The sequence below is a fragment of the Streptomyces sp. NPDC004051 genome (assembly GCF_053604275.1).
In genome coordinates, this window is record NZ_JBSGHG010000011.1 from 118,040 (window position 1) to 131,479 (window position 13,440).

9 protein-coding genes are annotated in these 13,440 nt (G+C 70.2%); 1 reads left to right on the forward strand and 8 read right to left on the reverse strand.

All coding sequences use genetic code 11. The features are described 5' to 3' along the window. Positions 1-51: 51 nt before the first annotated feature. Positions 52-732 carry a S1 family peptidase gene (locus ACWEQO_RS14905; RefSeq protein ID WP_452982901.1) on the reverse strand — a complete coding sequence of 227 codons (681 nt, stop codon included), beginning with the start codon at positions 730-732 and terminating at the stop codon, positions 52-54. Between the two features lie 928 nt (positions 733-1,660). Between ACWEQO_RS14905 and ACWEQO_RS14910 the strand changes: the two genes are divergently transcribed. After that, positions 1,661-3,799, forward strand: coding sequence for a hypothetical protein (locus ACWEQO_RS14910; protein ID WP_452982904.1), 2,139 nt, complete (start codon positions 1,661-1,663; stop codon positions 3,797-3,799). A 420-nt stretch (positions 3,800-4,219) separates the two neighbouring features. Here ACWEQO_RS14910 and ACWEQO_RS14915 read toward each other — a convergent pair whose 3' ends face one another. The 7 genes from ACWEQO_RS14915 to ACWEQO_RS14945 form a co-directional block, all read right to left on the reverse strand. Continuing rightward, the gene (locus tag ACWEQO_RS14915) at positions 4,220-6,298 is read right to left on the reverse strand and encodes a hypothetical protein (RefSeq protein WP_452983046.1); all 2,079 of its coding nucleotides are present in this window, start codon (positions 6,296-6,298) and stop codon (positions 4,220-4,222) included. A gap of 187 nt (positions 6,299-6,485) precedes the next feature. Beyond that, the gene (locus tag ACWEQO_RS14920; RefSeq protein ID WP_452982907.1) at positions 6,486-7,982 is read right to left on the reverse strand and encodes a D-ribitol-5-phosphate cytidylyltransferase; all 1,497 of its coding nucleotides are present in this window, start codon (positions 7,980-7,982) and stop codon (positions 6,486-6,488) included. Between the two features lie 964 nt (positions 7,983-8,946). After that, the gene (obgE, locus tag ACWEQO_RS14925; RefSeq protein WP_452982910.1) at positions 8,947-10,383 is read right to left on the reverse strand and encodes a GTPase ObgE; all 1,437 of its coding nucleotides are present in this window, start codon (positions 10,381-10,383) and stop codon (positions 8,947-8,949) included. A gap of 119 nt (positions 10,384-10,502) precedes the next feature. Beyond that, the gene (gene rpmA / locus ACWEQO_RS14930; protein ID WP_279336067.1) at positions 10,503-10,757 is read right to left on the reverse strand and encodes a 50S ribosomal protein L27; all 255 of its coding nucleotides are present in this window, start codon (positions 10,755-10,757) and stop codon (positions 10,503-10,505) included. A gap of 14 nt (positions 10,758-10,771) precedes the next feature. After that, on the reverse strand, positions 10,772-11,092 hold the full coding sequence (rplU, locus tag ACWEQO_RS14935; protein WP_361456038.1) for a 50S ribosomal protein L21: 321 nt from the start codon (positions 11,090-11,092) through the stop codon (positions 10,772-10,774). A 231-nt stretch (positions 11,093-11,323) separates the two neighbouring features. After that, positions 11,324-11,716, reverse strand: a complete 393-nt coding sequence (locus ACWEQO_RS14940) for an ankyrin repeat domain-containing protein (RefSeq protein WP_452982914.1) — start codon at positions 11,714-11,716, stop codon at positions 11,324-11,326. A gap of 139 nt (positions 11,717-11,855) precedes the next feature. Then, a complete protein-coding gene (locus ACWEQO_RS14945; RefSeq protein ID WP_361456044.1) occupies positions 11,856-13,319 on the reverse strand; it encodes a catalase in 1,464 nt (487 codons plus the stop codon). Between the last annotated feature and the right edge of the window lie 121 nt (positions 13,320-13,440).

A 13,440-nucleotide genomic window follows, 5' to 3' on the forward strand; every position in this document is an offset into this window, starting at 1 on the left:
CGAGCATCCATGACGGCCCGCCGGAGGACCGACGAGCCGTCATGATCATGACTAGATGCCGGTGACGCCCTTGATCCAGTCGAGACTGGTGGGGACGGTCGCGGCCCACATCGGGCTGCCGCAGGAGCCGTTGCTGACGAGCACCGCAGAGGTCACGCCGACCTGGTAACGCAGGCCGTCGACGAGCTTGAACTGCGGACCGCCGGAGTCACCGGAGCACGCGATTCCATTTCCCTTCGTGCTGCGGATACCTCGTCCTACGCCGTACCCGTCCGTGTCGTCGATGTCGGCCACCTTGACCGTCGCTCGCCTGAGTTCCTTGGACGGGGAACCGCTGGGCCCGTTCCTCGTACCCCAGCCGAAGATGTAGTTGGTGGAGCCCTCGACGGGGCTGGCGCCCGCCAGGCGCACATGCTCCGAATTGGCGTTGCGGGTGAGGTGAAGGAGCGCGATGTCGTGGTTGGTGCGCCACTTGATGTCGTCCACCTGGATCACGCCGCCGCCGTCGTTGTACGTCTTGCTCTTGACGCGGACCTGAATCTTGGAGGCGTCCTGCCCCACGTGCGTTTCCGCGAAGCAGTGCTTCGCGGTGAGGATCCACCGTTCGGCGATGATCGAGCCGGTGCAGAGCAGATTACCCCGGCCGGTGCCCGCATCATCGTTGTCGTACAGGATGGCGGCTATGCCGTCGACCGATGCCGCGATCTCACCGTCCACGACAGCCGGGGTCACGACCCCTCCGTCACCGTCGGCCCCGATCGGCCAGATCTTTTCCCCGTCCTCTGCCACGGCAGTCGGCGCACCCGTACCTAAAAGAGTCGCACCGATGACGGCAGCCGTGATCGCAAACGCACGAATTCTCAAAGCTCATCCTTCTGTTGTCGGAGAAGAGAAGATGAGGAGAGACGCTGAAAAACCCCTGGCGAGTCGACCACCCGAATTGTTCATCGCATGAGGGCGGCACACCGAGGGCACCACTCCGCAGCCGCCGACCAGGTCCGGCCTACGCCGAAGAAACGTGTACAGCAGCGTCCCGTTCTGCTGATGCCGGGCAACCCCCCTCATCCCAGCGCAACTTCGTGAATGAACATACTCGAGTCGGCTGCTGAAGATCTACTGAACGCACAATGAAAAGACACCTGAATCCCCTGGGAGTCGGGGAGTTACGACAACACATCGCATCAGAAAGGGAGCCGAAGCCGAAAACCGCCAACCCTGACCAATCAGCCGGTCCTGACACAGATCGACATCGGGTGATGACCTCACGTCGAGGCCGCACTCATGACATCGATTCCACTCGGCCCGCCCACTCATAGGGGGCGGACATCAGCGGCCGAAGAAGGCCTCGGCTGCCCGCCCGTGTTCACTCATCACCCACGGTCCGAGCCGGCCGGTGATCGGCGGCGGGTCCCACCCAGCGCCTCCGCCGGGCTGCGGCCCGACGGCTCCGCCCCTGCCCCACACTCACCGCTCGGACCGAAATGAGATCAGCATCCAGGTCACCATGGCCTGTTGGAGGGGTACGCCCGCATTTCCCCCGACCGACGGGAGCGGTAACGGGACATAACAGTTCACGGCCGGAACGGCAGGCGGACACGCCAGTGTCGTCCGAAGGTCGGTGCACGTTAATCTCCAGACGTCCTCGTGTGACGACTTTGGAGTGTCCGCAGTGCACGTACCTCTCCCCCACCGATGGTTCACGGCAGGGCTTCCTCAACGACAAGCCGCGCTGAAGGCGCTCGTCGCCACCGCTCTCCTGGTGGCCACCGGGGCGCAGGCCGTCGGCGCCCTCCTCCCGAGCGCCCCGCTGCTGCTCGGCGCGACCGCCGCGTCCCTGGCGGTCGAGGGTGCCCTGTACCGGTGGCAGCCCGGCATGCTGTCGATGCTCGCCAAGGCGCACGCGGACCTCACCGTCCGCCATGTGCTGCGGGACCTGCTGCTGGTGGTGGGCCTGCTGCAGCTCGCCGAGCAGGGTCAGGGGTCACAGTACGCGTGGCTGGTCTCCGGCCTGCTCGCCTTCTACGCGCTGCACTGCGCGATCCAGGCGGTCTCCGTGCTGGTCCGCCGCACCCGCACGCTGCCCGTGGTGACCCGGAACATCGACGCCTCGGCCCTGCGCCTGACCCGCGCCCCGTCCACGCTGCTGCGCCAGCCCGGCCGCCGGCTGCTGCTCCTCGGCCTGCCCGTGACGGTCGGCCTGGCCGCGACGGTGGTGACCCGGGGCCCCCTGCCCGCGGCGGCCGGGATCGCGGTGTCGCTGGTGCTCGCGGCGGTGGGCCTGGGCGCTCTGCTGCTGCGCCTGCTGCCCTCCCGGCGGCCGGCGGGCGAACAGGAGGTGCTCGACTGGTTCGACGCCTGGCTGGACGACTACCGGCCCACGGTCGGCCTGTACTTCTCCGGCGGGGCCTCCTCCGCCTACCAGGCGAACATGTGGCTGGAGACGATGAGCAGGCTCGAGGGCCGACCGGTGATCATCCTGCGTGAGCGGTTCATGGTGACGAAGCTCGCGGCGACCGACATCCCGGTGGTGTGCCTGCCGAAGGTGGCCACCCTGATGCGGCTCGAGCACTCCTCGCTGCGGGTCCTCATCCACCCGTCGAACTCCGGCAAGACCTCGCAGGTGCTGCGCATCCCCACGATCAAGCACGCCTTCGTCAACCACGGCGAGAGCGACAAGCTGTCGTCCTGCAACCCGTACGCGAAGGCCTACGACGAGGTGTGGGTGGCCGGTCCCGAGGCGCGTGAGCGGTACGCGCGGGCCGAGGTGGGGGTCGAGGACAAGGACGTGGTGGAGATCGGCCGTCCCCAGCTGGGCGCCGTGCTCCCGTACGCGGGCCCGCCGACCGGTCCGTACACCACGGTGCTGTACGCGCCGACCTGGGAGGGCTGGGACGGCAACCCGGGCAACACCTCGGTGCTCGCGGCCGGGGAGAACCTCGTCCGGGCGCTGCTCGCGGACCCGGCCGTACGGCTGCTGTACAAGCCGCACCCGCTGACCGGCTCGGTGGATCCGCGGGCGGGCGCCGCCGACCAGCGCATCCGGGAGCTGATCCGGGCGGCGAACCGGGAGCGGTCCGCGGAGGTCGCCCGGCCCACGCGTTCCGGCGCGGAGCTGGACCGGCTCACCGCGGAGCTGGACCGGCTCACCGCGGCCGGGGTCCGTCCGGACGCCGACCAGGTCGAGCGGATGCTGGCGCAGTCCGCCCCGCCGCCGGGCCGGGCCGAGGCCGTGAGCGCCGCCACGGCGGCCTGGGAAGAGGCGTACTGGGCGTCGCTGCCGGAGGGGGAGCACCAGATCGTCACCGGCGTACGGCCCGCCCTCTACGCCTGCTTCAACGTCTCCGACCTGCTGATCAGCGATGTGTCGAGCGTCATCAGCGACTTCCTGGCCAGCGGCAAGCCGTACGCGGTGGCGAACACCGGCGGGCTGTCCGAGGAGGCGTTCCGGGCGGAGTTCCCGACGGTGGCCGCGGCGACCGTCCTGACGCCGGACGCGGGCGGGGTACCGGCCCTGCTGGAGTCGGTCCGGCACCCGGAGAAGGACGACCTGGTGGGCGCCCGAGCGGAGTTGAAGCTGAGGCTGCTGGGCCCCGACGAGCCGACGGCCCAGGAGCGCTGCAACGCGGCCCTGCGCGCCCTGTCCACGGCCGCTCTGCACCACAGGTCGCGCATGTCCCCCATCCCCCAGGAGGCCCTGCTCCCCTCCCCGCGCCAGAACCCCGACGCCCACTCGGGAGCCGGGGCCGGGGCGGACACCGGAGCCGGGGCCGACACCGGGGCCCGGGGCGGTCAGGGGTAAGGGCTGTCCCACGCCGCCGCCGGGACCTTCGCCGCCGGGGCCTTCGGTTCCGGCGGCGGGTCTCCCGGACGGGGTCAGCGGGGGGCGGGCCCGGTCGGCCGTGGCCGCCGGCCGCCGCGGGGCCTCGCGGTCCAGCCGGTCCTCGGCGTCCAGCCGGATCACGGTGACATCAGGCTGCGCCACGGTCGCGTTTCCCCCCCTCACTGCAGGCTGTTTCCCTCGTATCAACCCATTCGCCACCTGTCAGATGGCTGTTCGAGGCAAGGGGTTGCCTCGAACAGCCCCTCAAGTGGCGCATGTCACAAGGAAGTCCGGTCGGCCGTGGGCCGACGCGAAAAGCTCGGCCCCCGAGGAGCAACTCCTCGGGGGCCGAGCCTGTGGGGGGATGTTCGCGTGGGTTCCGGAGGGCGCCGGGGCGGGTCAGCCCGCCCCGGCGCCCTCCGGCTCGCCGGTCACCGACGCCGCCTGCGCGGGCAGCGCGTCCGCCGACTCCACGTCCGGTCCGCCGACCACGGTCCGGGACTCCTGGCCGAGGTTGCGCGTCTCGGCCTTCCGGGCCAGTCGGCCCACCGCGGCGTTGAACCGGTCGATGGACTTCGGCTCGTCCGGGCCCAGCAGGTAGCGCTTGAGCTCGACCCGCTCCGCGGCCAGCGGATCCTTCTCCGGCTCCCGGACGGCGGCGAGCAGTTCGTCGAGTCCGGCCGCGTCGTTGGAGAGGATCACCGCGGCGCGCACCGCCGTGTTCTGCCGCTTGAACTCCTCCGCCCCCAGCCCGGCGGAGTCGGTCACCGCGTACGGCTTGCCGCTGGCGATGAAGTCGGAGACGACACTGGAGATGTCGGAGACCATCGCGTCGGAGACGTTGAAGCAGTCGTAGAGGAGCGGCCGGGGGCCCGTGATGACACGGTGCTCCCAGTCGGGGAAGGAACGCCAGTACGCGGTGTTCCACTCGGCGCGCAGCCGGGCGGCCTCCTCGTGCCGGGCCACGTCGGCCAGTCCGTCACGGCTGGCCTCGGCCTCGTCGCCGCTGCCGGTGCCGACGGCCAGCTCGTCCAGCCGGGCCTCGATGCGCGCCAGCTCGGCCGCGGCCCGCTCTTGGGCCTCCGTGTCCGCGGTGTGGCGGGAGTCGGCGGCGCGCTCGGCGGCGGCCTCCTCGACCAGCGCGGTGATCCGCTGGTGGGCGGCCTTGGCCTGCGCGCTGCGGGTTCCGGTGAACGGGTGCGGCTTGTAGAGCACCCGGACCGCGGGGTCGGCCGTGAGCAGCCGCCGCACGATGTTCTCCCCGGCCAGCAGGAGCGAGGTGTTGCCGGGGTTGTCGTCCCAGCCCTCCCAGGTGGGGGCGTACAGGACCGTCGGAGGGCGCCCGTCGGCGGCTTCGCCGCGGACGCCCTCGATGGAGGCCAGCTGGGGACGGCCGACCTCGACGATGTCCTCGTCGCGGACGCCGACGTCGGCGATGGCGTAGCGGTCGCGGCCCGCGCGGCCCGCCGTCCACACCTCGTCGTAGACCTTGCTGTACGGGTTCACACTGGCGATCTTGTCGCTGTCGCCGTGGCCGATGAAGACGTGCTTCATGGTGGGAACACGCAGCAGGTGGATGTTCTTGCCGACGTTCGCCGCGTACAGCGCGACGCGCACCGTGGACAGGTCCAGGTTCATCAGGTGCACCCCTCCGGGCACGCAGATGACGGGGACCGTGGTGGAGGCCAGACTGTTCAGTATGGTCCGCTCACGTAGTATGATCACCGAACGGGTGTCCAACCGCTCCATGGTCTCCAGCCACATGTTGACCTGGTAGGCGGAGTCCTTGGAGCCGGAGAAGTACAGCATGGTCTCCGGCCGGTAGTCGCTCAGCCAGCCGTCGACCGCTTCCAGCACCTTCTCGGCGTCCGGCGGTATCCGTCGGCCCCGCACGTAGGGGATCAGGGCCAGCACGTACAGGAGGCCCAGGAGCACCGTGCTCCCGATGCCGACGAAGCCGACGACGGCCGAGTCCAGCGCCACGGCGGCCAGTATGCCGACGACCGCCGCGAGGTCGAGGTGGAGCATCTTCTCGGCGGCGCGGTGCAGCAGTGCGCGCGGCGGTGCGTCCGGGATGCGGACGCGGGGGGCCAGGTCGATGTTGCGGGTGGCCACCGGCATGCGTCGGCGGTTGCGGATCAGCGTGGTCAGCGCGCCGTGCGGGGCCTGAAGACCGTAGAAGGCGATGAAGCAGGCGATCGCCCCGTAGTAGATCAGGTTGTCCGCGAGCGACAGGCGGGCCAGCAGCAGGATCAGCAGCAGCTGCCGGATCAGGAAGCGGATCGACAGGCCCGCCCGCACCTTGCTGAGGCAGTTGACCAGGTAGCTGCCCTTGCGGTGCAGATAGTGGTCCGCCAGGTACGTCACGGCGGCCGCTGCCGCGAAGACGGGGACGCTCGGGGCGAGCGCGGCCAGCATGAGGCAGGGGAAGGCCAGCATCATGAGGACCGCCGCGGCCAGTTCGGCCGCGCTGCCCACCCGGGCGACGCGAATAGCGGTGGATATCAACGGATCGAACCTGCTCTTGTGGGGGTGAGTTCCGGTGTGCGCCTGTAGGTAATTGTGCGGGTGACGGATTCAGGCCCCCGCGATCACCCGCGCGCGAACTGCGTGCGCGGGAGGGTCGCAGAGGCCTGAATTGACGAAAGCTATTTGTCGCAGATTACTACACGCCGTCCTGACGGTTCAGGACCGACGCGAGTGCCTGCTCGAATCCGGTGGCACGGGCCGCGCCCGCGGTCGGGTCCTGCTGCCGTACGTCGATGACATGGCCGGTGAGCTCGGAGAGCAGCACGTCCAGGGAGGTGCGGGCGACCGCCTCGGAGGACAGCAGGCTGCCCGCGGGCTCCTGACCGAAAGCCTTGGTGCGCATCGGCGTGGCGGTGCGCTCCGGGTTGACGCAGTTGACGCGGACACCATCGCCGGCCCACTCGTCGGACAGGGCCTGGGTGAGGTTCACCATCGCGGCCTTGGTCGAGGAGTAGAGGCTGTACTCGGCGCGTCCGCGGGTGTAGCTGCTGGAGGTGTAGAGCAGCAACTGCCCCTTCGTCTCGGCGAGGTACTTGTACGCGGACCGGGCGATCTGCACCGGGGCCAGGTAGTTGACCTTCAGCGCCTCCTCGATGGTGGCGTTGTCGGTCTCGGCCAGCTTCCCGATGCGCAGCACGCCGGCCGTGTTGACGACGTAGTCGATGCGGCCGGTCTCCGCGTACGCCTTGGACAGCGCGTCGTCGACCTCCTCCGGGTTCTCGACGTGGGTGCCGGTGGTGGACCGCCCGAGCGGGTACACGGTGGCGCCGTAGGACTCGGCGAGGTCGCAGACGTCCTTGCCGATGCCGTAGGAACCGCCGAAGACGACGAGGGTCTTGCCGGTGAGCAGCTCGCGGTAGGCCTCTTCGCCGATCTGCTCGGGCGCCGCCGTGGAGGCGAGCTGGAACAGCTTGTCGGCGATGAAGACGTCGACGGGCTGGGTGACCTTCATGTTGTACTCGTCGCCCGCGACGACGTGGATCGGCACGTCGGGCAGGTACTTGAGCACGACGGAGCAGTCGTCCGTGGCCTGGAAGTTGGGGTCGCCGGCGGCGACCTCGTAGGCGCGGCGGACCGTGGACAGCTTGAAGGCCTGCGGGGTCTGGCCGCGGCGCAGCCGGGAGCGGTCCGGGATCTCGGTGATGAACTCGCCGTCGTCGCCGTGGGTCCGTGTGACGATGATGGTGTCCGCGGACGGGATGGCCACGTCGACGGCCTGGTAGCGCTCCAGGGCGCTCACGCAGTCGTCGATGACGCGCTGGGAGAGCAGGGGGCGGACGGCGTCGTGGAAGAGGACGTTGCGGTCCTCGCCCTCGGCCAGGCCCTCGCCGAGGGCCGAGATGGCCCGCTCGGTGGTCTCGTTCCGTGTCGAGCCGCCCTCGATGACCCGGGTGACCTTCGTGAAGCCCGCCCTGGCGACGATCTTCTCGACGTCGGCCACGTAGCCCGGCGCCATCAGCACGATGATGTCGTCGATCGAGTCGGCGTTCTCGAAGGTGGTCAGGGTGTGCTCGATGACTGCCTTGCCGGCGATCTTCAGCAGTTGCTTGGGGATCGACAGACCCACCCGCTGGCCGGTGCCACCGGCCAGGATCACTGCGGTGGTACGGGGCTTGGCTATGTGCTGTGACACAGGTGACCTACCTCGGGGCATCAGGGAACTGCAAAATGGTCCCACTTGTGGTTACCGCAATGCAAGGTGAGCGTCCTTCACCGCATATGTACGCGCCACCTGTCATTCACCTGTGACACCCAGGTCGTTGACACCGGTTCCCCTGACACCCCGGAAATCCCTGTGAGTAACTGCACAGGTCACCGGCCTGTCGCAGCGGGTGTCCCGGGCGGGCACGGCGGCGGGCCGGGGCGGGGCGGCGGCCCCGCCCCGCCCCGGGGACCGCGGATCTTCACCCTCCGGAGGAAGGACCGCGCCCTTTCTTCATACTCGGGAGCACCGCAAAGGGTGAAGCGCCCGACAACCCGAAATTCGGCTGGTCCGCCCGCTCTTTGCGGAGGAATTCCATATGAGGATCCGGCGGTTTTCCGGTATCGGCGAAGCGGAACGACGGCCGGCGGTCGTACCGGATGGTCGTCGAGCAGCTTCGAGTGCGGGTTGTCAGCGCGCCGCGGGTCCCCCTGCGCGCGGAAGGCGGCCTGGTCCTGGTCGCCGTCGCCGGAGATGCCGGAGAGGAAGGCGCCGACGAACTCGGCCACGTCCAGGGCCTGTTCCGGCAGGAGACGAACGCGACCCGCGGACTGCCGCCCGTGCCGTGCGCCGGGGGCGCGGTGCGGGTGCGGCCGGTGCGCTGGCCGGGCGCGTCGACGTGGACGCCGTGCCCGTGGGCGGGCCCGGCCCGGGCGAGCTGCCGCGCGACGGGCACCGGGAGGTCCGGCGTGCCCCGCCGTTCAGGGGTCGGGAGCGAGCCGGGTCCACCGCACGATCCCGCGGGAGACCCGCCCCGGCGCGGGAACACCGTGTTGCCCGGGCGGGTCCTGGAGGTGAGCGGCGGACGACGGGGCCGCGGCACCGGCCGCCCGGTCCGGTCACCGTGATCCGTCGGGAGCGTGCCGCGCTCGCGGCGCGCTCCCGACGACAGGCCCTAGAACGGCTTGAAGTCGCCGTACTCCCGCTCGGCCTCGTCCCGTTCGGCCTGCCGCTCGCGGCGGCGCTGGACGGCCGGGCGGGGCGCCTCGAAGCGGTGGTCCTCGCCGCGCCGGCCGAGCATCTCCGCACCGGCGGTCACCGTCGGCTCCCAGTCGAAGACGACCGCGTTGTCCTCGGGGCCGATGGCGACGCCGTCGCCGGACCGGGCGCCGGCCTTCACCAGCGCGTCCTCCACACCGACCCGGTTGAGCCGGTCGGCGAGGTAGCCGACGGCCTCGTCGTTGTTGAAGTCGGTCTGGCGGACCCAGCGTTCGGGCTTCTCGCCGCGCACCCGGAACAGCCCGTCGTCCTCGCGGGTGACGGTGAACCCGGAGTCGTCCACGGCCTTGGGCCGGATGACGATGCGGGTCGCCTCCTCCTGCGGCCTGGCGGCCCGTGCCTGCGCCACCGACTCGGCGAGCGCGAACGACAGTTCCCGCAGCCCGAGGTGGGCGACGGCGGACACCTCGAAGACGCGGTAGCCGCGCGCCTCCAGGTCGGGCCGGACCATCTCGGCGAGGTCCTTGCCGTCCGGCACGTCGGTCTTGTTGAGGACGACGATGCGGGGACGGTCGTCGAGGCCGCCGTACTGCCGCAGTTCATCCTCGATGATGTCGAGGTCGGAGACGGGGTCGCGGTCCGACTCCAGCGTCGCGGTGTCCAGCACGTGCACGAGCACGCTGCACCGCTCCACGTGCCGCAGGAACTCGAGCCCCAGGCCCTTGCCCTGGCTGGCGCCCGGGATCAGCCCCGGCACGTCGGCGATGGTGTAGACGGTCGACCCGGCGGTGACGACGCCCAGGTTGGGCACGAGGGTGGTGAACGGGTAGTCGGCGATCTTGGGCTTGGCCGCGGAGAGCACGGAGATCAGCGAGGACTTCCCCGCGCTCGGATAGCCGACCAGCGCCACGTCGGCGACGGTCTTCAGCTCCAGGACGATGTCCTGGAGGTCCCCCGGCACGCCGAGCAGCGCGAACCCGGGCGCCTTGCGCCGCGCGGAGGCGAGGGCGGCGTTCCCGAGCCCGCCCCGGCCGCCCTGGGCGGCGACGTACGAGGTCCCGTTCCCGACCAGGTCGGCGAGCACGTTGCCCGCCTTGTCGAGGACGACGGTCCCGTCCGGCACCGGCAGGACCAGGTCCTGGCCGTCCTTGCCGCTGCGGTGGCCGCCCTCGCCGGGCTTGCCGTTGGTGGCCTTGCGGTGCGGGGAGTGGTGGTAGTCGAGGAGCGTGGTCACCGACTGGTCGACGGTCAGGATGACGTCGCCGCCCCGTCCGCCGTTCCCGCCGTCCGGTCCGCCCAGCGGCTTGAACTTCTCACGGTGGACGGAGGCACAGCCGTGGCCTCCGTTACCCGCGGCGACATGCAGTTCGACGCGGTCCACGAAGGTGGTCATGGGGGGGTGCCTCCAGAGACAGTGCGGTGTACGTGTGTACGTGTTTCCTGGTCAACACGCGAAAGGCGGACCCACCTTCCCGCCGGGGAAGTGAGGTCCGCCTCGCGAAAGTTTTCCGATCAGGCGACCGGAACGATGTTCACGACGTTGCGGCCGCGGCTGGTGCCGAACTGCACCGAACCGGCCTGCAGCGCGAACAGCGTGTCGTCACCGCCACGACCGACGCCGGCGCCGGGGTGGAAGTGGGTGCCGCGCTGGCGGACGAGGATCTCACCCGCGTTGACGACCTGACCGCCGAAGCGCTTCACGCCGAGCCGCTGGGCATTGGAGTCGCGACCGTTCCGGGTGGACGATGCGCCCTTCTTGTGTGCCATCTCTCCTCAGTCCCTTACTTCGCAGCCGTGGGGATCTCAGTGACCTTGATCGCCGTGTACTGCTGGCGGTGGCCCTGACGACGGCGGTAGCCGGTCTTGTTCTTGTAGCGCAGAATGTCGATCTTCTGGCCCTTGTGGTGGTCCACGACCTCGGCCTGGACCTTGATGCCGGCCAGCACCCACGGGTCGCTGGTCACGGCCTCGCCGTCGACGAGGAGCAGGGTCGAGAGCTCGACCGTGTCGCCGACCTTGGCGGTGGAAATCTTGTCAACCTCAACGATGTCGCCGACAGCAACCTTGTGCTGGCGACCACCGCTGCGCACGATGGCGTACACGCGGATCTCTCTCTCACTCGATGAACGGCACCCCGCAGGCCAGCCGCCCGACAGACACACGGGCAACCTCTCCCGAGCCGACCCGCGCCCGGGAGGAAGAGGTTTACGGGGATGTGGCGTCCCGATGGACACGCCGACGGTCAAGGTTACGGGGATGCGCCCCGACCGGTCAAACCGGGCCCTGCCGATCGGTGGACCCCGCGCCGGACGGGGGCGGTCCCGCCCGGCGGTTCAGGCCGTGAGCAGGTGGGCGCGCCCGAACATGGCCGCCGCGACCCGCGCGGTCGGCGTGCCGGAGTCCAGGTCCGCGCCGGCCTCCCGCAGCACCTCGACCACCTCGTCCGCGCCCTTGAACAGGGCGCCGGCGATGGGCGCCTGGTCCCGGGCGTTGCGCAGGTCGGGGTCGGCGCCGAGCCGGAGCAGGGCCCGCACGGTGTCGGCGTGGCCGTGGTAGGCGGCGAGCATCAGCAGGGTGTTGCCGGCCTCGTCGGTCACGTCGACCGGCAGTCCGTGCTCCACGAACCCCGCCAGCTCCTCGGTCGTGCCCTCCCGGGCGAGGTCCATGGCGATGGCCACGACGCGTTCCGTCTGCTCAGGAGTCAGACCGCCCCTGCTCATGTGCATCCCTCCTGATCACGCGGTTGTGCTGGTCGTGTCCGCGCCGGCACCGGGCGGTGACGGCGCACGCCCGGGCGCGGGCCGGTGAGCGGCCCGCGCCCGGGCGCGATGCGGCGTGTACCGCGGTTCCCCGGAGCGGTGAGGCTCAGAGGTTGCCGGCGGCCAGGGCCTCGATCGCCTTGCGGACGCCCTCGCCGTAGGCCGGGTCGGCCTGGGTGCAGTTGGCGATGTGCCGCTCGACGGTCTGCTCCGAGGCGCCGTTGATGGCGCGCGCCGTGTTCTCGAAGAGAGCCTTCTGCTGCTCGGGGCTCATCAGGCGGAACAGGTTGCCGGGCTGCTCGAAGTAGTTGTCGTCGTCCTCACGGAAGTTGAACCGGTCGGCGACGGCGCCCACGGCCTGGCTCGGCTCGCGGTAGGCCGGCTGGTCGGCCCAGCGGCCGTAGGAGTTGGGCTCGATGCCCGGGGTGGAGCCCTGGTTGCCGTCGACCCGCATGGCACCGTCGCGGTGGTAGGTGTTCACCGGGTTCTTCGCGGCGTTGACCGGGATCTGGTGGTGGTTCACACCGAGGCGGTAGCGCTGGGCGTCACCGTAGGAGAAGAGGCGGCCCTGCAGCATCTTGTCGGGCGAGTAGCTGATGCCCGGGACCACGTTCGCCGGGGTGAAGGCGGCCTGCTCGACGTCCGCGAAGTAGTTCGCGGGGTTGCGGTTGAGCTCCCACTCGCCGACCTCGATCAGCGGGTAGTCCTTCTTCGACCAGACCTTGGTGAGGTCGAAGGGGTGGAAGCGGTAGTTGTCCGCGTCGGCCTCCGGCATGACCTGGATGAACAGCTTCCACTTCGGGAAGTCGCCGTTCTCGATCGCCTCGTAGAGGTCGCGCTGGTGCGACTCGCGGTCCTTGCCGACCAGGGCCTCGGCCTCGGCGTCGGTGAGGTTCTTGATGCCCTGCTGGGTGCGGTGGTGGAACTTGACCCAGAACCGCTCGCCCTCGGCGTTGATCAGGCTGTAGGTGTGCGAGCCGAAGCCGTGCATGTGCCGGTACGAGGCGGGGATGCCGCGGTCGGACATCACGATCGTGACCTGGTGCAGGGCCTCGGGGAGGTTGGTCCAGAAGTCCCAGTTGTTCTCGGCGTCGCGCAGGTTGGTGCGCGGGTCGCGCTTCACCGCGCGGTTGAGGTCCGGGAACCGCAGCGGGTCGCGGAAGAAGAAGACCGGGGTGTTGTTCCCGACCAGGTCCCAGTTGCCCTCGTCCGTGTAGAACTTCAGGGCGAAGCCGCGGATGTCGCGCTCGGCGTCGGCCGCGCCGCGCTCACCGGCGACGGTGGAGAACCGGGCGAACAGCTCGGTCTTCTTGCCGACCTCGGAGAAGATCTTCGCGCTGGTGTACTGCGTGATGTCGTGGGTCACCGTGAAGGTGCCGAAGGCGCCCGAGCCCTTGGCGTGCATCCGGCGCTCCGGGATGACCTCGCGGTCGAAGTGCGCGAGCTTCTCCAGGAACCACACGTCCTGCAGGAGCATCGGGCCGCGCGGACCGGCCGTCAGGGCGTTCTGGTTGTCGGCGACCGGCGCGCCGGCGGCCGTGGTCAACGGCTTCTGGTTGTTCTCGGTCAAAGCTCGCTCCTCGGTGTGTGGTTCTTCGCGGGGGTCAGGGCCTGGCGGTCCTGCGGGCCCGGCCGTCCGAGTGTCCGCGCACACTGCTCCGCGGCCCGCATCAGGACCTACCCTATGTTAG

What these genes read in the sequence shown, in the direction of transcription:
- obgE (WP_452982910.1), bottom strand. Translation starts at nt 10,383, where the DNA reads ATGACCACCTTCGTGGACCGCGTCGAACTGCATGTCGCCGCGGGTAAC.
- rpmA (WP_279336067.1), bottom strand. Translation starts at nt 10,757, where the DNA reads ATGGCACACAAGAAGGGCGCATCGTCCACCCGGAACGGTCGCGACTCC.
- ACWEQO_RS14940 (WP_452982914.1), bottom strand. Translation starts at nt 11,716, where the DNA reads ATGCACATGAGCAGGGGCGGTCTGACTCCTGAGCAGACGGAACGCGTC.